At 68.5% G+C, this 18,934-nt stretch carries 18 protein-coding genes; 4 read left to right on the plus strand and 14 right to left on the minus strand.

Annotated elements, in window-relative coordinates:
* Positions 1–895: LysR family transcriptional regulator (locus ACLML9_RS19590; RefSeq protein WP_411946886.1), on the minus strand; the 895-nt coding region annotated here is incomplete at its 3' end.
* Positions 896–956: 61 nt separating this feature from the next.
* Between ACLML9_RS19590 and ACLML9_RS19595 the strand changes: the two genes are divergently transcribed.
* The gene (locus ACLML9_RS19595; protein ID WP_411946887.1) at positions 957–1,367 is read left to right on the plus strand and encodes a DUF5997 family protein; all 411 of its coding nucleotides are present in this window, start codon (positions 957–959) and stop codon (positions 1,365–1,367) included.
* A gap of 128 nt (positions 1,368–1,495) precedes the next feature.
* Here ACLML9_RS19595 and ACLML9_RS19600 read toward each other — a convergent pair whose 3' ends face one another.
* Genes ACLML9_RS19600 through ACLML9_RS19635 form a run of 8 tightly spaced genes read right to left on the minus strand, consistent with a single transcriptional unit; the run spans position 1,496 to position 9,166 of the window.
* On the minus strand, positions 1,496–2,443 hold the full coding sequence (locus ACLML9_RS19600; RefSeq protein WP_411946888.1) for an ABC transporter substrate-binding protein: 948 nt from the start codon (positions 2,441–2,443) through the stop codon (positions 1,496–1,498).
* A 26-nt stretch (positions 2,444–2,469) separates the two neighbouring features.
* Positions 2,470–3,177 carry a class II aldolase/adducin family protein gene (locus ACLML9_RS19605; RefSeq protein ID WP_411946889.1) on the minus strand — a complete coding sequence of 236 codons (708 nt, stop codon included), beginning with the start codon at positions 3,175–3,177 and terminating at the stop codon, positions 2,470–2,472.
* A gap of 10 nt (positions 3,178–3,187) precedes the next feature.
* Positions 3,188–4,345: an LLM class flavin-dependent oxidoreductase gene (locus ACLML9_RS19610; RefSeq protein ID WP_411946890.1), complete on the minus strand. Its 1,158-nt coding sequence runs from the start codon at positions 4,343–4,345 to the stop codon at positions 3,188–3,190.
* Positions 4,342–5,388 carry an LLM class flavin-dependent oxidoreductase gene (locus tag ACLML9_RS19615; RefSeq protein WP_411946891.1) on the minus strand — a complete coding sequence of 349 codons (1,047 nt, stop codon included), beginning with the start codon at positions 5,386–5,388 and terminating at the stop codon, positions 4,342–4,344. The genes ACLML9_RS19610 and ACLML9_RS19615 overlap by 4 nt, the downstream gene beginning before the upstream one ends.
* Positions 5,385–6,434, minus strand: a complete 1,050-nt coding sequence (locus tag ACLML9_RS19620) for an ABC transporter substrate-binding protein (RefSeq protein ID WP_411946892.1) — start codon at positions 6,432–6,434, stop codon at positions 5,385–5,387. The genes ACLML9_RS19615 and ACLML9_RS19620 overlap by 4 nt, the downstream gene beginning before the upstream one ends.
* Positions 6,435–6,445: 11 nt before the next feature.
* Positions 6,446–7,243 carry an ABC transporter ATP-binding protein gene (locus ACLML9_RS19625; RefSeq protein ID WP_411946893.1) on the minus strand — a complete coding sequence of 266 codons (798 nt, stop codon included), beginning with the start codon at positions 7,241–7,243 and terminating at the stop codon, positions 6,446–6,448.
* Positions 7,240–8,103, minus strand: a complete 864-nt coding sequence (locus ACLML9_RS19630; RefSeq protein ID WP_411946894.1) for an ABC transporter permease — start codon at positions 8,101–8,103, stop codon at positions 7,240–7,242. The genes ACLML9_RS19625 and ACLML9_RS19630 overlap by 4 nt, the downstream gene beginning before the upstream one ends.
* A gap of 1 nt (position 8,104) precedes the next feature.
* Positions 8,105–9,166, minus strand: a complete 1,062-nt coding sequence (locus tag ACLML9_RS19635; protein ID WP_411946895.1) for an NrtA/SsuA/CpmA family ABC transporter substrate-binding protein — start codon at positions 9,164–9,166, stop codon at positions 8,105–8,107.
* 269 nt (positions 9,167–9,435) lie between these two features.
* Here ACLML9_RS19635 and ACLML9_RS19640 point away from each other — a divergent pair, with 269 nt between their 5' ends.
* From ACLML9_RS19640 to ACLML9_RS19650, 3 genes are all read left to right on the plus strand, one after another.
* Positions 9,436–10,191, plus strand: a complete 756-nt coding sequence (locus tag ACLML9_RS19640) for an IclR family transcriptional regulator (RefSeq protein ID WP_411946896.1) — start codon at positions 9,436–9,438, stop codon at positions 10,189–10,191.
* 70 nt (positions 10,192–10,261) lie between these two features.
* The gene (locus tag ACLML9_RS19645) at positions 10,262–10,519 is read left to right on the plus strand and encodes a substrate-binding domain-containing protein (RefSeq protein WP_411946897.1); all 258 of its coding nucleotides are present in this window, start codon (positions 10,262–10,264) and stop codon (positions 10,517–10,519) included.
* Between the two features lie 411 nt (positions 10,520–10,930).
* A complete protein-coding gene (locus ACLML9_RS19650; protein ID WP_411946898.1) occupies positions 10,931–12,949 on the plus strand; it encodes a polyprenyl synthetase family protein in 2,019 nt (672 codons plus the stop codon).
* A 72-nt stretch (positions 12,950–13,021) separates the two neighbouring features.
* Here ACLML9_RS19650 and ACLML9_RS19655 read toward each other — a convergent pair whose 3' ends face one another.
* The 5 genes from ACLML9_RS19655 to ACLML9_RS19675 form a co-directional block, all read right to left on the minus strand.
* Positions 13,022–13,855: a hypothetical protein gene (locus tag ACLML9_RS19655; RefSeq protein WP_411946899.1), complete on the minus strand. Its 834-nt coding sequence runs from the start codon at positions 13,853–13,855 to the stop codon at positions 13,022–13,024.
* Positions 13,852–14,457: an ABC transporter ATP-binding protein gene (locus ACLML9_RS19660; protein ID WP_411946900.1), complete on the minus strand. Its 606-nt coding sequence runs from the start codon at positions 14,455–14,457 to the stop codon at positions 13,852–13,854. The genes ACLML9_RS19655 and ACLML9_RS19660 overlap by 4 nt, the downstream gene beginning before the upstream one ends.
* Positions 14,458–14,670: 213 nt before the next feature.
* Entirely contained in the window at positions 14,671–17,238 is a 2,568-nt protein-coding gene (locus ACLML9_RS19665) for an ATP-binding protein (protein WP_411946901.1), read from the minus strand.
* A 9-nt stretch (positions 17,239–17,247) separates the two neighbouring features.
* A complete protein-coding gene (locus ACLML9_RS19670) occupies positions 17,248–17,697 on the minus strand; it encodes a terpene synthase family protein (RefSeq protein WP_411946903.1) in 450 nt (149 codons plus the stop codon).
* Positions 17,698–18,146: 449 nt separating this feature from the next.
* Complete coding sequence (locus ACLML9_RS19675; RefSeq protein WP_411946902.1) at positions 18,147–18,461, minus strand: hypothetical protein; 315 nt, start codon at positions 18,459–18,461, stop codon at positions 18,147–18,149.
* Positions 18,462–18,934 lie beyond the last annotated feature (473 nt).

The following is an 18,934-nucleotide window of genomic DNA, read 5'->3' on the forward strand; positions in this document are numbered from 1 at the left end:
CCGGTTTCCGCGCGGAGCGCGGTCCTTTTGCCGGAGCGTGCGGCTTCCGCGGTTCTGGTTCGGTGCCTTTTCCGGCGGGGGAGCGGGAACTGTGCTCCGAGCGGCCGCGCACTACGCCGATGAACTCCTCGACCAGGTCGGTGGTCCGGGCCGATGGCCAGACCAGAGCGATTGCGGTGTCGTCGGTATCGGTCACCGTGCGGTAGACGACGTCGCGCCGGTGGTGCAGGCGGGCGATCGAATGCGGCACGATGGCGACGCCGACTCCGGCGGCGACCAGTTCGATGGCGGCTCCGGCGGCGTCGATATCGGCGGTGTCCTGCAGGCGCTCGCCCGCGAGATCGGCCATGCCGACCTCGTCGAGCAGTGAAATCTCGTGGTCCTTGGGTACCACGACGACGGGCAACTCACGGTAGAGCGGGATCGCGTTCATATCGCCGCGGTCGATCGGCAACCGGACGAAGCACATGTCGATCCGGCCCTCGCGCAGCGCCGACTCCTGGTCGGCCTGGGCCACAGCGACCAGCTCCAGCGGGGTATCCGGGAACCGCCGCCCCCAGATCCGCTCCCACTTGGTGACGGTGACGCCGGGCACGAACCCGACCCGCAGCGTGGCCGGGGCAGCGTCCGCCGCAGTGCCCGCCGCGTCCTCGGCACGCGCGATGATGTCGCGCGCCTCCCGCAGCAGCTCCTGTCCCGCATCGGTCAGCCGGGTCGGCTGTGCCCCCGGGACGAACAGCTTCGTGCCGAGCTCGGTCTCCAGATCGATGACCGTGTGGCTGAGCTTCTGGCGGGAGATGTGCAAGGCCTTCGCGGCGCGGGCGAAGTGCAGCTCCTCCGCGACTGCGGCAAACCAGCGCAGGCGCTGCACATCGATCGAGGGGAACCGGCTCATACCGGCAAGCGTATGGCACCGCGGAGTCCGGACCGGCTCGGCGGCCCGATATCCTGGTCCGGTGAGCCTGGACAAGAAACCGCAGATGATGAAGCCGCTGACGGCGGCGAACAAGCTCGGCATCTATCTTCCGGCGGCTCCCGAACAGTTCCGGAACAACCCGATTTCCCGGACCGAGCTGGACGAGCTCCGGACGAACCCGCCGCAGTGGCTCACCGAGCTGCGCCGCACCGGACCGTTCCCGCGCGACGTCGTGGCCCGTAAGCTCGGTGTCTCCCACAGTGGCCTGACCCGGGCGGGGGTGTCCGATTCGCTTACCGCCGACGAGATCGCCGCTTTGCTCGCGGATCCGCCGGAGTGGCTGATCCGCGAACGCGAAAGCTATGCCGCCGTGCGTGCCGAGGACGAACGGGTCCAGGCCAAGGAGGCCGAACGCCGGGCAGCGACCAACCGGTCCCCGAAGGGCTACTAGTTTTCCGAGTCCACCGAAGTCGGGCACGCATGATTCCACCGGCAGCTCGCCGGGGTGGAAGCCGAAGGATGCCGCAACCACCCACGGCTGCTCTGCCTACCTTGCCCGGGGTGGTGACCGGCCGGGCCTCAGCCCGCGGTGACCGGTCGGCCGGCCGCGACGACCTCGCCGATCCACGGCAGGACCGCGGCGCGGACATCGACCGTTCGGGGGAGAAGACCGTTGGCGTGCAGAAGGTCCGCCGAACGCTGCTGCTCATCGAGGAATTCATCGGTGACCGGGCCGATCCCGAAGGGGCGTCCGCGCAACGCCGCCTCCCAGCGATCGAGATCGGCGGTACCGCCGCGCCGCCGCGCATCGTCGACGAAGAACCGCGCCGCTTCGCGCGGGTTGGCGACGATCCACGCATCCGATTCCTGCAGGGCCGTGATGATGGCTTCGAGTTCCGGGCGACGATTGTCGGCGAACTCGCGGCGGACGAACCACAACGACGGGTGGCTGAAGAGACCGTCGGTGTCGACGAGCGTGTGTACCTGCGCGGTGGCTTCGACTTCCGCCAGCGCCGGGTAGGCACCGACCCACGCGTCGATATCGCCGCGCAACAGGGCCGTGCCCCCGTCGTTCACGTCGATATCGACCGGGACGATATCGGACCAGCGCTTGCCCGCACGGTCGAGCGCCAGCAGGGCCAGCGTGGTCTGCCACGAACCGTGTGCGATCCCCACCCGCTTACCGGGCAGGTCGGCGACGGCGCGGATACCGGAGTTCGCCAGGCTCACCAATCGCCCGTTCTCGACGCGCGGGCCGGAGATCCCGACGTACACCAGGTCGCGTCCCTGCCCCAGGCCGGTGATCGGCGGGGTGAACCCGGTGCCGATGAAGTCGTACCCGCCCTCCTCGAACAACCAGTCCGAGTGCAGTGTCGGCAGCCCGGTACGGGGATCGGTCCGAGGCGGGGCCGGGAGCTCGCGTAGGTCCACCCACTCGACATCACGGAGGTGGGGTTCGAGCAGGCCGTTGTGGCGCAGCACGAACAAGGAGTTGTTGTTCGGGAAGTAGCCGATACGAATGGTCATGAGAGGGCTCCTTTGCCGGCTGAATGTCAGACGAGACCGCGGCGGCGGGCTTCGTCGAGTAGTCCACTGCGTCCCCACTGGGCCACGAGGTTCGTCGGATCGAAGTCGACAGCGCCGCCGACGAGTTCACCGAGCGCCTGGTACCGGGCGCCCTCTTCGAGCAGGACCACGAATTTGGCGAGGTCGAGCAGGCCCGACCGGCCGATCACGTTGACCCCGCCGTTGGCCTCGAAGATCGCGACGAGGTCCGGGTCGTCGACGAGCCGGTCGAGAATGAAGTCACCGGGGGCCTGGCTGCGGTCGATGTGTGCGGGGATATCGCGGGAGAGGGTCAGGCGCTGTGAGGCCGCGTACTTGATGCGCAGGGTCCGGTGGGTCTGGGCCCATCCCCCCAGCCAGGGCGTGTGCACGTGCACGATCGAGGTGATCTCGGGGTGTTTACGGAACACCCGGGCGTAACCGGTGACGAATCCGGCGGGACCGTCGCCGGCCAGCACCTCTCCGTCGAACGACGCGAGGATCGGCTTCGCGCTCCGGTCCGGCGCCCACGGTCCGGGTTCGTTGAGCGCGACCGCCAGTTCTTCGCCGGGGACCCGCTCGACGAAGTTCACGGTGCCGTTGGCGGAAACGGTCCCGGTCTCGCGGAATACGCGGAAAGCGGTGTCGGCAGCGCGGCGAGCGTCGTCGACGAAGGCCTCGACCGCGGGGGTGACGCGAGTTTCGGTGCCGGTCATGATGATTCTCCTATCGGGTGGAAAGGGTGCGCACCGGGGTGGGAGTGGTGCGCCGGAGGAGCGGCAGCACTTCTTCGCCCACGCGGTAGGCCTCTTCGAGGTGGGGATTGCCGGCGAGGATGAACGCGTCCACGCCGAGATCGATCAATTGGTCGAGGCGTTCGGCGATCTGCTCGTAGCTGCCCACGAGCCCGAACGCCGGTCCGCCGCGGATGAGGCTGAACCCGCACCACACATTCGGCTGGACTTCGAGGTCGCGGTAACCGGTGATGTGTTGCGGCACCCAGCCTTTGATCCGGGCGGCACCGACGGAGTCGCCCTGGGCGGCCCGGTCGGCCGCCGCCCGGTCGACGGACGCCCACCCCTTCTCGATCTCCGTCCACGCCGCCTCTTCGGTATGCCGGGCAACGATGTCGATGCGGACCGCGAACTTCGTTGTGCGACCCGACTTCTCGGAATGTGCGCGGACCCCGTCGAACTTGGCCCGCAGGTCGTCGAACGGTTCGAGCCAGGACAGGTAGTAGTCGGAGTGCCGGCCCGCGGCGTCCACGGCGGCCTCGGACGACCCGGAGAAGTACACCTCCGGGAACGGCTGACCCGCCAGCAGAGGCGGCAGTGCCGCGCCCTCGGTCCGGAAGAACCGCCCCGCGTAGTCGAACGGTGTGCCGTCCCACACTCCGCGCAGTACGTCGAGGAACTCCGAGGTACGCGCATAGCGGTCGTCGTGCGCGACCTTGTCGCCCCACCACAACTGCGGTGCCCCGCCGCCGCCGCTGATGATGTTGTAGACCAGGCGCCCCCCGGTGGCGCGCTGCAGGCTCGCCGACATCCGGGCGGCCTGCACCGGGTGCAGGAACCCGGGCTGGAACGCCACCATGAAGCGGTAGGTATCGGTCTCCCGGGCCAGGGCGGACGCGGTGGCCCACGGGTCCTCGGTGATCGGGAAGGAGGGCAACAGCCCACCGACGAAGCCCGCGGACTCCGATGCCTTCACCACCGCGGCCATATGGTCGATATAGCTGTATCCGTCCACTTTGCCGCGCCGGATCGCGGGCGCGATATTGCCCGGCCCGAGGCCGCCGGCATGCCCCCGGTTGTAGCGGCGTGGCGTGCGCAACGACGCATGGTCGCCCTCCATCCCGATGCGCCAGTAGAAGTCCGTGCTCACGCGTGGTTCTCCTGTCCTGCGAGAGTGCGTCCGGCCGGGTCGGCGAGGTGTAGCAGGTGCTCTCCGGCCCGGTGCAGTTCCTCGATGTGCGGATGCCCGGTCAGTTCGAATATCTCGATGCCGCGCGTGCGGTAGTCCGAGAGAGCCTGGGCCACCTGGGCGTAACTACCGACCAGGCCGATCGACCGGGGGTAACCGATGCGATCGAAGCCCGGCCAGCGGAAGCCGTCGAGTGCGAGTGCCCGGACCTCGGCGTCGTCCGCCTCCGGATGCACCTCGCGCCACTGGCGCAGGACGCGCGCCCACGCCTCGTCCTCGGTCTCCCGGGCGATGACAGGCACGGCGAGTCCCGCGCGCACGGTGCGCCCGGATCTGCTCGCCGCATCCCGCAAGGACGCCACCGCAGCGTCGACGCCGTCCGCGGTCTCGGTGAATACGTGCACGTCGCCGTGCTCGGCCGACAGTTCGATCGCCTCGGCCGAATTGCCGGACAGGTGGACGCGGGGAAATGGCAGACCCGACAGAATGCCACGAAATCCGCCATCGACGACGTCGTAGTATTCGCCGGCGAATTCGAACCCGGTACCCCCGAACCGTCCGGGCAACACCTGCTCCTCGTTCCACACGCCCCGTGCGACGGTGAGGAATTCGGCTGCCCGCCGGTAACGGTCGGCGCCGGTGACCCCATCACCGCGCGCCGCGGCGTCGCGGGCGTCGGTTTCGACGCGCAACCGCCAGTCGAGCCGGCCGTTCGAGAGTCGTTGCAGGGTGGCCGACAGCTTGGCCGCGTACACGGGTGTCCCGAACGCGGGATGGAATTCGACGCCGACCCGCAGGTGCCGAGTCTGCCGCAGGGCGGAGCCGGCGACCACCCACGATTCCTCGCCCTCCGGGTCGTAGGGAGCGACGACACCGTCGAGTCCGGACAGTTCGGCGGCGAGGACGACCTGGTCGAGGAAGTCGAATCCGCCGCGGTGTGCGGAGACGGAACCGACATGGCGGCCGTCCCCGCGCACCGGAAGCTCCCACCGGAACTCGGTCACGACGATGCCTCGCTTTCGGCGGCAAGCCGGGCGCTCGCCTGCTGCAGCGGTTCCGGGGCGACCCATGCGGCGAGATCGAAGTCCGTGGCGAGGAAGCCGTGGGTGTAGAGGAACTGTTTCTGCACGTCGAGCAGTTCGATCCGCTCGTCGGACAGCGTCGGGTGCAGGCCGCGGTGGAACGTGTCGCCGTATGCGGCCTGGACGCCCGCCGCGCCGGAGAAGGTCTCCCGGGCCAGTACGGCGCGGACCTCGTCCAGGTGGCCGGCGGCCCAGTTCGCGGCCCGCAGTGTCTGCGTGAGGAACCCGACCACCAGATCGGGGCGCGACTCCAGCAGATCCGCGTGCACGGTGATCGGGCGCGGGGTGCCATTGTTGACGCGCGAGCGCTTCGATTCGGTGGTATCCAGATCGACCGCGGTACGCAGGCCGTGTTCGCGGGCGACCTCCTGCGCGCGGGCGCCCTTGACATAGATCGCATCGACATCCCCGGCGAGCAGCGCTTCCACACCCCAGGTGGTGATTCCGCGGCCCGTTGATCTTTCGCCCCGTACCTGCGGGTCGCGCTCGACCGCGACCTCGACGGGCCGGACGTCGGCGACGGTGAGCCCACCGAGTGCGAGCGCACTCGCGAACCCGTGCAGAGCCATCGCCCGGGGGAAACTGCGTGCCCGGTCCTGCGCCCAGGCCGGGACCGCGATCCGCAGCCCGGCCAGATCACCCGGCCCGGAAGCGGGTGAATCGGGCGCCACCAGGATCGCTTGAGCCTCGTCGATCCAGGTCAGGCCGATCAGTCTGGTGGGCGAACCCTCGGCCCGCGCCGCGAGGGCGGGCACATTGCCGCCCTCGCGGATCAGGCCCAGCAGCTGATGGTCGAAGTGCCGTGGCGCCAGTTCGGGACCGGCATCCTGCAACACTCCCAGACCGATTCCGGCCGCGGCGGCGGTCTCGCCCAGCCAGCCGAGACTGTGGGCCAAGCCGCTCGCGGTGGGCACGGGGCAGCGCGTGTACCAGAGAGTGTCGAGAACAGGGTCGGCGGCAGCGGTCATCGCGTGCTCCTTCAGGTGGTCGTGGGGAAAGGGGTGCGGCCGACACCCAGCTCGGCCAGGAATGCCGCGCGGTAACGCAGGGACTCCGGATCGGTGCGGTCCCGGGGGCGGGCGAGGTCGATATCGATATCGACCGCGAACCGGCCTTCGTTGAGGATCAGTACCCGGTCGGCCAGCCGGACCGCTTCGTCGACGTCGTGGGTCACCAGGAGCACCGCGGGCCGGTGCCGCGCGACGAGGTCGCCGACCAAATCCTGCATCTGGAGCCGGGTGAGCGCGTCGAGCGCCGCGAACGGCTCGTCGAGCAGCAGCAGTTCCGGTTCGCGAACCAGAGCCCGGGCCAGCGCCACCCGCTGTGCCTCGCCACCCGACAGAGTCGCCGGCCACTGGCGCGCCTTGCCCTCGAGGTTGACCTCGGCCAGCGCGCGGGTCGCGCGCTCCTTGGTCTCGGCGCTGCGGCGCTGACCGATCGTGACGTTGCTGAGAACCCGTTTCGACGGGATCAGCCGCGGCTCCTGGTAGACGGTCGTCCGGCGTGCCGGGACGAGAACCTGTCCGCCGTCCGGTTTCTCGAGACCGGTCAGCAGCCGCAGCAGGGTGGTCTTCCCGGTTCCGGACGGTCCGAGCAGGACGACGAACTCACCTCGGCGGATCTCCAGGTCGATCCCGTCGAGAACGGTGGTGGCACCGAACTTCTTGTGCAGGCCCGCGATCGACACCGCCACCGGTTCACCTGCTCTGCGGGCGGTGGCCGACGCCGGGCTCTGGGTGCGAGTGGACAGCGGAGGCAGGGGCGCTTCGGGGCTCATCGGGTAGCCACCTGTCCGCGCCACGGCATCGCGAACCGTTCGATGATCCGGACCACCCCGTCGAAGATCAGGCCCAGTACCGCGTACAGCACTACGCAGAGCACCATGTAATCGGTGCGGTTGTACTCCTGGGCGAGGGTCACCAGATAGCCGATCCCTTCCCTGGTTCCCACCTGCTCTGCCGCGATCAGGCCGGTGATCGCAATGGACAGGCATATCCGCAGTGCCATCAGCACCCCGGGCAGCGCCGAGGGGAGGATCACCTCGAACACCAGGCGCGGGCCCCTCGATCCGAAACTCCGCGCCGCTTCGACCATCTTGCGGTCGACATTGCGGACGCCGAGATAGGTGTAGGCGTACATGGGCCCGACCGTGGCGAATGCGATCAGCAGCACCTTGAACGTCTCGTCGATACCGAACCAGGCGATGAAGAGGGGAACCAGCGCGAGGAACGGAACCGCTCGGTTGATCTGCATTGTGGAGTCCACGAGTTCCTCACCGAGACCGGACAATCCGGAGAGGACACCGAGAATCAACCCGGCCGCGACCCCGAAAAACACTCCGAGAGCGGCACGATTGAACGAGGCGATCGAGAAGTCGACGAGCTGTCCCGTCTCGGACAACTCCACGAAAGCCGTCCATACCTTCGGTGGCCCGGCCAGGATCTCCTCGGGAATCACACCGGTCGCCGAACCGATCCACCACACCGCGACGAGCAGGGCGGGCACGAGGAAACGCAGCGGAATCGACACCCATCGGCGCCGGCGCCGGCCGGCCCGGTATCGCGGCACCTCGAGGCCGGGTTCCCCGCGGCTCCGCCCGGGTTCTCCCGTCGCGCGCGGTGTCGTCACGACGGCCATCTCATTTCCCCGTGGTCGGTGCGGGCCGATTCCCGGCGGCGGCGAGTTTTTCCGCGAGCGGATAGAAGACGTCCGCCGCGGTGACGGCCCGGGTGATCACACCGTTCTCGTAGAACAGATCCGCCACTCCCTGCAGGTCGGCTGCGTCCTCGGCGGTCGGGTAGTGCGGCACCGACGCCCGCCGCCCGAGGTCGATCGCGCGCTCGAGCCGTTCACCGGACAGCGCGCGCGGTCCGGCCTTCTCGAAGACGTTCTCGAAGTCCTCGGGGTCGGCCCGCTGACGTTCGACCAGATGCTGCAACGTCTCGAGATACTTCGCGGCGACGTCGGGCCGCTCGTCGAGCACCTCGGTGCGGAACGCGACGATCGTATTGTCCGTCGAGCCGACGGTGGCCTCGGTCGCGATCTCGACGGCCCCGCGGGCCTTGGCTTCCGCGTACGGATCATTGAACGATGCCCACGCGTCGACCTGACCGGTGGAGAAGGCGGAGGCGGCGTCCGATATCTGCAGCGGAACCCGTTCGACCCGGTCGAATGGAATCCCGGCCTGCTCCAACGCCTTCAGCGTGATGTATTCACCCTTGCCCGCCGGATTGACCGCGATTCGCTTACCGACGAGGTCTTTCACCTCCCGGATCCCCGAGTCCGGCGAGGCGATGATGCCGGCCTGATCCTGATCCACCGGATCGGCGACCGCGATGATCCGCACGCCGACATCCTTGGAGAGCGCGCCGACGACCGGGCTGTAGGCGCCACCGGAGACATCGAGCTCGCCGGCGTTGAACAATTTGAGGTTCGCGCTGAACGAAGGCGGAGCGTTGACCCACTCGATCTTCGCACCCAGCGGAGCGAGCGCTTCGTCGAAAGTACCGTCTCGCTTGGCGACGGCGAGCGGCCCGGAATTGCCTTCGTCGGTGACCTTGAGGACGAAGGTGGGTGCGCCGCCCGCTCCGGGATCGTCCGACCCCGCTCCGCCGGAGCCACACGCGGCGGCAACCAGCGCAACGACGGGGAGGATCGCGAGAGCGGCGCGCGCTCGAGGTGGTCGGCGGTGGTGACGCATCGGAATCGGCTCCTGGTCGGGCGAGGGCTGGTACTCGAGGAAGTTATGCGGCAGCCAGGCAGGTGCCCACCCTTACCATTCCGTTGACCGGAAAGCTTGACTCGAGAAGCGGATATATGTTTGTGCGCCACAGCTTGCAGATTTCGCGATAACACCCGGATATTAGTGACGTGAGGGGCGCCCGGTAATTGATCCAGGTGAATCAGGGCTTTCCACCATCCGGAAAATTTGATGCCCGATATGCTGGCCTTCCGTGCTAGCTTCACCCTGTGGAGTCCAGATCCTCGGCCACCGGCCAACTCCAGTCCGTCACGCGCGCTCTGGCCGTCCTCGCCTGCTTCCGCAACGGCGAAGACCTCGGTGTCTCCGAGATCGCCCGGCGGCTGGACCTGCCGGTGAGCACTACCCATCGCCTGCTCTCCGCGCTTGTCGAGGCAGGCTTCCTCGACAAGATGGACTCGCCCAGCCGGTACCGATTGGGGACCGCACTGGCCGAATACGGTCGGATCGCCTATCGGCAGCACCGCATCCACCTCGCGGAACCGCACCTCGAGGAGCTGGCGAGGATCACGGGCGCCAAAGCGTCCATCGCCGCGCGGCACGGTAACGATGCCGTGCTGCTGGGAACCAGCAGCTGGCGCGAGGCGGACGGCCACGAACTACAAGGTCTCCGGCTTCCCCTCCATGCCAGCGCACTCGGCAAGGTGCTCTTGGCGTGGGCGCAGCCCGGCGAGGACGAGTTGACCCGGTTGCCGTACGACCGTGGCACCACACGATCGATCACCGGGCCGGTGGAGCTCGGCAAGGAACTCGCTCATACGCGGGAACGTGGCTACGCGTTCAACGACGAAGAGCTCGTGCACGGATTCCGGACCATCGGTGTACCGATAGGTGACGAGTCGGGACAGGTCCGGTTCGCCCTCGGGCTGCGCGGGCCGGTCGAGTTGATGATCGACGAGCGGGTTCCGTTCTTCGTCGACCTCGCCAAAGTCACCGCCCGCGACATCGCCGGCGTCCTGCGCTGAGGCCGGGTCGCCGATCATCGACGGCGACGGCCGCCTCGGCGAGGTCGCTCCACTCGGGCGAAGGCGTCCGGTGCTCGCCATCGCGGTGCCGCAGGCCCTCACACTGCACGGCGTCGAGGTACCCGGTGACGTCGCGCTGGTCGGCTACGACGATATCGATTTCGCCCAGTCCGCGGTCGTCCCACTCACCTCCATTCGTCAACCTCGGGCCGATATCGGCTCTGTCGCCGTCGACCTGCTGGTCGCCGCCGCGGAGGATGGGGGAGTGCCACCGGAGCACGTCTGTTTCCGCCCATATCCGGTCGAGCGCGCCTCCACTGCCGACTGAGCCGGCTCGGCGGAGTGCGGCAGGCAGTTCGGCCACTCGGTGACCGAGCGATTCGCATTTCCGAGTGGGGGACCGCCGGGTCGACGCCGACGATGGGACTCGCACCCACCACGGTCGTTGCGGGCCCCGGTCCGGTGCGAAACCACCCCGGGACACCGGCAGTTCGGCGTCATGGCACGCCTCGCAGCCGGCGAGGCGGTGCGTATCGATCGGGTACGTATCCGGCCGCACCAGAATGACCGGACCGGCGGCCGTTGCTGGGGTGCGGCGCGCACCGCCCCCGCGTGGCGGTCGCCGGACCCCTGCGGTAAACGTCGAAGTCGTTCGATACCAACATCTTTGCGGCCGGGTGGTGACAGACTGACCGGCGGTGTTTGTAGATGTCCGATCCAGCAAGTCAGGAGTGCCCTCGTGCCACGTGAAATCGACTCGGCCGTCTTCCCGCATCTGGAGGCGGATCTGGACCGCGTCCGCGATCTTCTCGGACCTGTTCGACTGGATAGCAGACCGGAACTGACCGCACTCACAGACGAAGGGCCGGGCACCTCGCGCCGTCTGGTCCGCCCGACTTTGACCCTACTGTCGTACTACCTGCTCACCGATCCCGATACGCCGGCCGCCGACCGGGCGGTGCGCGCCGCTGCCGCCGTGGAGATGATGCATCTGGGGTCGCTCTACCACGACGACGTCGTCGATCACGCGGACCAGCGCCGCGGCCGTCCCAGTGCCAACGCGGTGTGGGGATCGCATATGGCGGTATTGGGCGGGGACGCGGTGACGTTCTCGGGCCTGCGCATGCTGGCCGAACTCGGTTCGCGCGAGGTTCTCGCGGCGACGATCGCGGGCGAGCAGATGTGTGCGGGCATGGTGATCGAGGCCGCCGACCTCTACGTGCCCTCCCGCACCGAGCAGTCCTATCTGGACACGATCGACGGTAAGACGGCGGCGGTGCTGTCGCTGGCGTGCCGGGTGGGGGCGATGCAGGCCGGCCGCTCCGCGGACGAAGAAGAGGCGTCGGCGTTGTTCGGCCGGTACTTCGGACTGGCCTACCAGCTGTACGACGACATCCTCGATCTCACCTCGACCGCCGCGGAAATGGGCAAGCCCGTCAACGCGGATCTCCCCGAGGGTATCTACACACTTCCGGTGATCCGCGCGGCCGCCCGCGACACGGACCTGGCCCGCCTGCTGCGCGGCAGAATGACGGGGGAGCAAGCCGCGCGGGCCCGGGAACTGGTCCTCGCCTCCGGCGCGGTCGACGAAGCCCGGGCGGTGGCCGACGAATTCATCGACAAGGCCGCCGGTCGGCTCGCCGACCTGCCCGTTGCCGCGGTCGCTCGCCGAGCGATGACCGCCTACATCCGGTCGATCCTCGACCGGCGCCCTTCTCACCTCGCGGTCTCCCGACCACCGACGCGGGCCCTGGAGGCGCCGGTCGACGACCTCCCGCCGCGGGTCGCGGAATGGTTGACGAACTGGTTGGTCGATACCGGCCTCGCTACCTCCGCGGCCGAGGCCGACTACCACCGGTGGACCGGAGCGATCCGGAGCCGGGCACGAATTCTGGCCCCGGCGGCGGACGCCGCCCGCGAACAGACCGCCTACGGCATGGCCGTGCTGGCCCTCATGTGGGACGACCTCTTCGAGGATCCGCAGCTGACCGATCCGGAAGACGTGACCGCGCTGCGGCGAGGCATGGTGGCGACACTGCGCCAGGATCCGGAGGCACCGTGGCGGTCGGGCGCGATTCCGACGGCATGGGCGAGCTTGTGGCCGCGCTTGCGCGAGGGCCGCACCGCCCGCTGGCAGGAGCGGTTTCTCGACGGTGTCGAGGGGTGGCTCGAAGCCGCCGAACGCGAGGCACACCATCGCATCGACGGCTATATTCCCGCCACGGCCGACTATCTGCCACTGCGGATGTCCACCAGCGGAGTGGAAACCGCCATCGCCGTCATGGAGATGTATCACGACCGGGAACTGCCCGGGAAAGTGCGCAACCACCCCGTCATCCGCCGTCTCGAGGAACTCGGCTTCTGGGTGACCTTCGTGGAGAACGACCTGGTGGGATTGGCGCAGGACGAGGCCGACCGAGTCCCCTACAACCTGGTCAGGGCGGTCCGTCACGAGACGGGCTGCACCCGCGGCGAAGCCGTCGAGCAGGTGCGGCGCCAGGTCGCCGAGCATCGCGCGCAGCTCGAGTCGGCGCTCCGCTACGTCCCCACGCTCTTCCGCGTGCTTCCCGGCCTGTCGGGCCGCGGGAAGGACTACGCGGAAATGTACGGAAGTATGGCGAGGATGGGGCTCTGGGGGCGCGAGAGCGATAGGTATACGCCGGCGTCGAATTCCGCGGGTTCCGCGGCGCCGGACCTGGAACGCTTGCGCCGTGAGGTCTACTACCGGACCGCCGAACCGGCTCCTGCCGTGCTGTAGCTCGCGCGGCCGGTAAAGCAGGGCGCGTCTGTCCCGGGCTGTCCGTCAGTGCGGACAACCCGGGATACGCGCTCAGTGTTTTGCCGGCTGTCCGGACTTCGTCGGCCCGAGGGTGCGGAATCCGGAGAGGTGAATCCACCGGGTGGGTCCGAGGGACGAACGGGTGCGCAGATGGAAGGCGACCAGTCCGGCGAGAGCGCTCGCGGTGAACCAGACCAGTTGCACGGCGAAACCCGCGAATTGCGTGGTGTCGGAGAAACCGGCTGCGGTCGAGGCCTGCATCGCACCGTAGGAAGGCAGCCAGCGGACGAATTCGCTGTCCGCGCCACTGCTGGCGATGGGGTTCTGCACAGCCATGTCGAAACAGCTGATCATCGCTACGGCGAACATGCCCTCCACTTCGCGCCGCAGGAGTGCGCCGAGAGCGACACCCAGCGCCCCGTAGGTCATCGCCGCGCAGAACAGTGCCGCAGCGAGCTGCACAGGCCGTTGCGGCGACCAGTAGCAGCAGATGACAGCGGTGGCATAGGCGCAGATCCCCAACGAGGCCACCACCAGGCAGGCGATTTTCGCGAGAGCCAGTGCCACCCGGGGAAATCCGGCCATCGACAGACGCCGGTCGAAAGCTCCGCTGCTGAAAGTCGCCGCGAACATCATGAACCCGATGATCAGCGAGACCGCGGTGAGGGCGCCGCTGATCTGGGCGAGCTCATTGCCATCGGCCCGCAGCACGAGACCGGTGTCCCGGAGCCGGAACGGTACCTCGATATCCGTGACGGCCACGCGCACCAGAGTGATCAGAACGGGAACGAATACGGCCACCAGCACCATGGCGAACCGGTTACGCGCGTGCTCGACGAGGCCGTAGCGCGTGGCGATCAGGAACATCCGCACACCGTCGCTCATCCGGCTGTCTCCGGTGTGCTCCGGAGAACGCCCTCGTGCAACCGCCACACCCGATCCAGCCTGTCGGTGTCGTGTGCCAGATGCGAGACGACCAGCACCGATCGGCCGGTGTCCCGGAATTGCGCGACCAGATCCCAGAAACGCAGATATGTCTCCCAGTCGAATCCCTGATACGGCTCGTCGAGCAACAGGACCTGCGGATCGTGCATGACCGCGAGCGTGAGGTTGAGCTTCTGCCGGGTGCCGCCGCTCAGCGTGGCGACCCGCTCACCGGCATATTCGGAGAAGCGCAGGATTTCCATGGTCTCCTCGGCCCGCCGCAGGTCCGGGACGGCGTAGGCCGCGGCGAAGAAGTCCAGGTGCTGGCGAACTGTGAACGCATCGTTCAGCACCACCTGCTGGGGGCAGTAACCGAACCGCCCACGGTGCCGGACCACCCCGCGGTCCGGTCGCAACTCTCCGGAGAGCACCTTCAACAATGTCGACTTGCCGACGCCGTTCTCGCCGACGATTCCTACCAGCGCCCCGGCGGGCAACACGATGTCGATGCCGCGCAACACCGACCGCCTGCCGTACGAATGGTGGACGTCCTCCACTTCCATCAACGCCCCTTGTCTTCCGCCGACGTAGTGGTCGGTTCGCCGCACGCATGCTACCAACGAATAGGCAGTACGAAGGCGAAATCAACGTCCGCGCAAGGCATATGCGACCGGAACCGAGTGCGGGAGGCGTGGCTTCCGCTGGAATCGGAGCACAGTCACGACTCTCGGCGTCCGGGCGCAGTCCCGCGTGACAGAGCGGCCATCTCCATCCGGTCAGCGAAGACGAGGATTCGAACGGCCGCGCTGTGGCTTCCGTGCGGCTTCCTCGTTCACCTGGTCCTGATGGTCGGCCGGTACGAGAGAGCGGATGGCTGCGCGGGAGCCGATCATCAATTTGTGCAGTACAGCGGCCATTTGAGCGTCGACAGTCTTGGAGGAGCTGCCGCGCCGGACCGCGATGGCCGTGTTGGTCCACCCCGCGGCGGCGAGTATGGCGACCTCTTGCTCGGCGGCCGACAGTTGCTGCCACGGTGAGGGGCGGCTGCGCCGGACCGGATGTTCGACGGGCAACCTGTCCATGGACAGGTTGCCCAATGCCAGCTGCGCCACTTCGCCGAGCTCCGGCCGCAACAGCGCACCCTCCCGCTCCGCCTCCGCGAAGGCGTCGTCCTTCAGTATTGTCCGGGCGGTATCCGCGGCGAGTGCGGTTTCGGTGGCGAACGGGCCGAGGTGGGCGATATCCACGCCGAGCCCGTCGCGGAGCGTGGCCCCGCCGCCGAGCAGGCGTGCGATATCGCGTGCCCGGGCCGTCACGGCCGCAGAGGGCTCGTCGCCCGCGGCGTCGATCAGGCGGGCCAGCGTCCATGCCTGGATGTGGACGGCCCATACCGCGCCCCACCGGTCGCGCATCGCGAGCTGATCGGACAATGTCGCGCGCCCCACGGCGAGCGCCTCGCCCGTGTCGCCGTGTTTACTCGACGCGATCGCCCAGGCCAGCCTCGCCCAGCAGAGCGCCCACTGGGCACCGGAGCGCTCGGCGTTGCGGAGATGGGTGCGGCACGTTTCCAGCGCTTCCTCGGCAGTGCCGAAGAAGGCGGCGGCCAGCGCTTCGAACAGTTCACTCATCGCGGCGCCGCCCTCGTCTCCCTCGGCGGTGAAACGCGCCCGCGATCGGGCCAGGACGGCGATCGCCCGCGGATCGCGGCGGATCAGCATCAGCTCGGCACCTCGGGCGAATTCGACCGCGGCGGGAAGCCCGAGATCCACCTCGGGTTCCGCGCGCCAGCGCACTCGGTCCGCGGCGTCGGGCACGCAGCGGGCGACGCATTCGTCGAGCATCCGTGCGGCCTCGCGGGGCAACCCCTGGCACAGGCTGATCCAGGCGATCAGTGACATCGCCCCGACCTGCAGCGGCACCGGCTCGGGGTCGAGGTCCCGGGTCGCCGCGAGCGCGCGCTCGGCCCACCGGCGTGGTTCCCGCAACGAGCCGGTGAAGAACGGGATGCGCAAGGCGATGAGCCCGGCGGCGATCTCGAGTCCGACGGCCGCCTCGCCCGGCGTGGCGATACTGCTCTCCATGGCCGACTGCAGATTGTCCCAGGCCACCCGCGCCCAATAGAGCAGCGCCTGCTCGTCGGGCCCGAACCAGCCGGCTCGGGCCGCGGCCACCTTGTCGCGGTAGTAGCGGCGGTGCCTGCGCGCCAGCCGGTCGGCCTCCGCGCCGCGGTCTCGCAGGCGTTGCCGGGCGAAGAGCCGGATGGTTTCGGCCATCGAAAAACGCACCGTGGTCTCGGTCAGGTGGATCGACACCAGGGACTGATCCACCAACCGCAGCAGCAGGCCTTCGATCTCGGCGCGGGCCAATCCGTCCGCGCGGCCGGTGTCGTCGTCGGCGCAGACCGCTTCGATGGCTTCCAGTTCGGCGCCGACGTCCTGTCCGGCCGCGTCGGCGCTGTCGGTGCCGATGTCGTAGCCGGCCGCGAACACCGACAGGCGGTCGAACAGCAGCTGCTCTTTGTCCCGGCAGAGATCGTAGGACCAGGCGATGACATCGCGGATGCCCCGATGCCGGACGTCCGCTCCGACTCTGGGCCCGTTCTGCCACTGCAATCGCCGGTCGCCCGCCTCACCACTGAGGTCACGCAGGATCATCGGCAGCGGCTGACGCGACAGTCGTGCGGCCGCCAGCCGGATATAGAGCGGGTGATTGTGGACCCGCCGGCAGATCGCGGCGGCCAGGTCGCTTTCCCCATCGGCGAGGGTATGCCCGACGAGGTCGGCGCGGGCACGGAACAAGTCCAGCGCCTGCTCATGCGACAGCGCGGGCACCGGCACCAGCTGCTCGTCGACCCACCCGATCGCCTCGCGGCTGGTGGCCAGCACGGTGAGCCCGGGCGCCGCGTCGAGCAGGCCGGCGATCACCGCGCCCGCACCGTCGAGCACATGTTCGCAGTTGTCCATGACCAGGATCGTCTGCGCATTCCGCCCGGCCGCGTCGCGGCGGCGCAGCGTGTCCAGTACCGCGTCCCACGCCGACCTCCCGGAGAAATCGGCCTCGATCACCGAGCCCGCGACCTGTTCCTCCACCGCTGTCGCCGCCGCGCCCCGCGGCAGTACGGCCAGCCGCACCCAGTGCACCGGGACGCGCCGCGCCCGTTGGAAGCGCTGCACGGCCTCGGTCGCCAATCGGGTTTTTCCGATGCCACCCGCACCGATCAAGGTCACCAGGCGAGTGCTGCCCAGCAACGCCATCCCGATTTTTTCCAGCTCTCGCTCCCGGCCCACGAAATCGCTGGCAGCCGCGGGCGGAAATCCGCTGACAGACGTTCGTCCTGCCGACACACGGGTAGCCTAGCGGAGCGGGGCCGCAGAGATAGCCGAGAGAACGCAGTGGTCGACGGCACCCGTGTCTGTGCTCAGCGCGCTCGTCTGTGTGCCTGCGAGGAGGAACCGGCACATGATCCGGTCGCGCAACCGCACGGCTCGTGCGATGGCCTCGTCCGGCCCGCAGGCATGGCGCGCTGCGATCACCGTCAGCAGGTTGTATCGGTGGGTCTCGTGCAACGCCACTGTCTTGGGATGGGAGTGCAGGTCGTTGTCCAGGGCCGCGAGCACACGTGCCATCTCGGTGAGTGCCCGGACCCGAGGTGGCTCCAACTCGGCCGCCGGAGGTTCGTACACGTTCACCAGTTCGGTACTGACAGTCACGATTTCGCCTGCCGCGTTGTCGATCCGGATGGCGAGCCCATCCGAAGCGATCTGCAGTCGATCGACACAGCCGTGAGGTGCCCTCCGCGCCATGAACTCGGCCGATTTGGTCGGCCGGCATATCCACGACCGCACCGTCGCTCCAGGCGGCGGTCATGGCATCGGCCGCGGCCGTCATCGCTCGGTCGTAGTTCGTGAGTCGTGCGTGGCCGAACGTCGGCTGGATCAATGATCGCTGCCGACGATGCATACGGTGCGGACAGGTGAACACGTTGTCACCCAACACCTTTCGCGCTATCGAACAGCGGGCCGCCCTTGTCGAAGGTGCGATCATCACGAAGGACTCGAACGGCGAGGGCCGGGTCGCACACCACGACGGCGGCCCCGGGACCGATCCGTATTTTCACGAGCTCACTGCCGTCATTCGCCGGAGACGACAAAAATCCCAGCGGATCTCTCAGCAACGTCAGAGCATGACCGACCGGCCAGACCGCCCCCGAAGCCGCCGGGACCCGGGACTCAGCCATTGCAGGTGGCCGGCATCAGGAACCGACCTCGTGCACGACCAATTCGCCATGCGCTACCAGAGCCGTCTGCAGAATGGGTCGGGATACCGTCTCCGACAGATGGCCGTGCGGTGTGATCACCGCGAGCGCGGCAGCCCGTCGGCATTCCGTGAGCAGATCGACGAACGCGGGCGGAAGCCCCGCGCTCCACGGCCGCGGCTCGTGGAACACCGTGCCCAGCTCGTAGCCGAGCGCGTTCGCGGCAGCTCGTAGCATGCCTTCCGCCGCGCCGCGTTCGCTGAGCAGATCGTCGCGCAGGTACCCGTAGGCAAGTGGCAGTACTTCGGTCATCGCAGACACCGTTTCTGTTCGTGCCGGCCGGCTCAGAAAAGCTTCTGCCTCGACCGACGGCAACCCTTTCCACCGATCTCCCTACCGCGCGGAGGCCGGCCTTCGATCTTCCGAGTCCCGGGCGGATGCGGCCGGCGCCGGGTGCTCGCCGGCTCACCACGCGTTCCGTGGCGTGGTTCGCGACCGCCCGCGGCGAGAACCCCTCGATCCCGCTGCGTCGTGGCCGCTGACCACCGACGGATCGAGAATCGCCGGATAGGTAGAAACGACACATCGGCAGCTCGACGTCGGCCACGGGTACTACGACGAGCCTCGGGCCCCGTCCGTTCACTCATCACCACGCTCGAGGTGCGGCATCCGGCCATGGCGCCGACCTGCACCTGATCGGTGTCGACGGCACGTGAATACTGACCCCTGCGTGGCAACCGAAAACTGACCCCTTTGGTCGGGACCCTGGCTCTAACCGAGCCAGG

It is taken from the genome of Nocardia sp. NPDC002869, from assembly GCF_046764065.1.
Classification (GTDB): Bacteria; Actinomycetota; Actinomycetes; order Mycobacteriales; family Mycobacteriaceae; genus Nocardia; species Nocardia rhamnosiphila.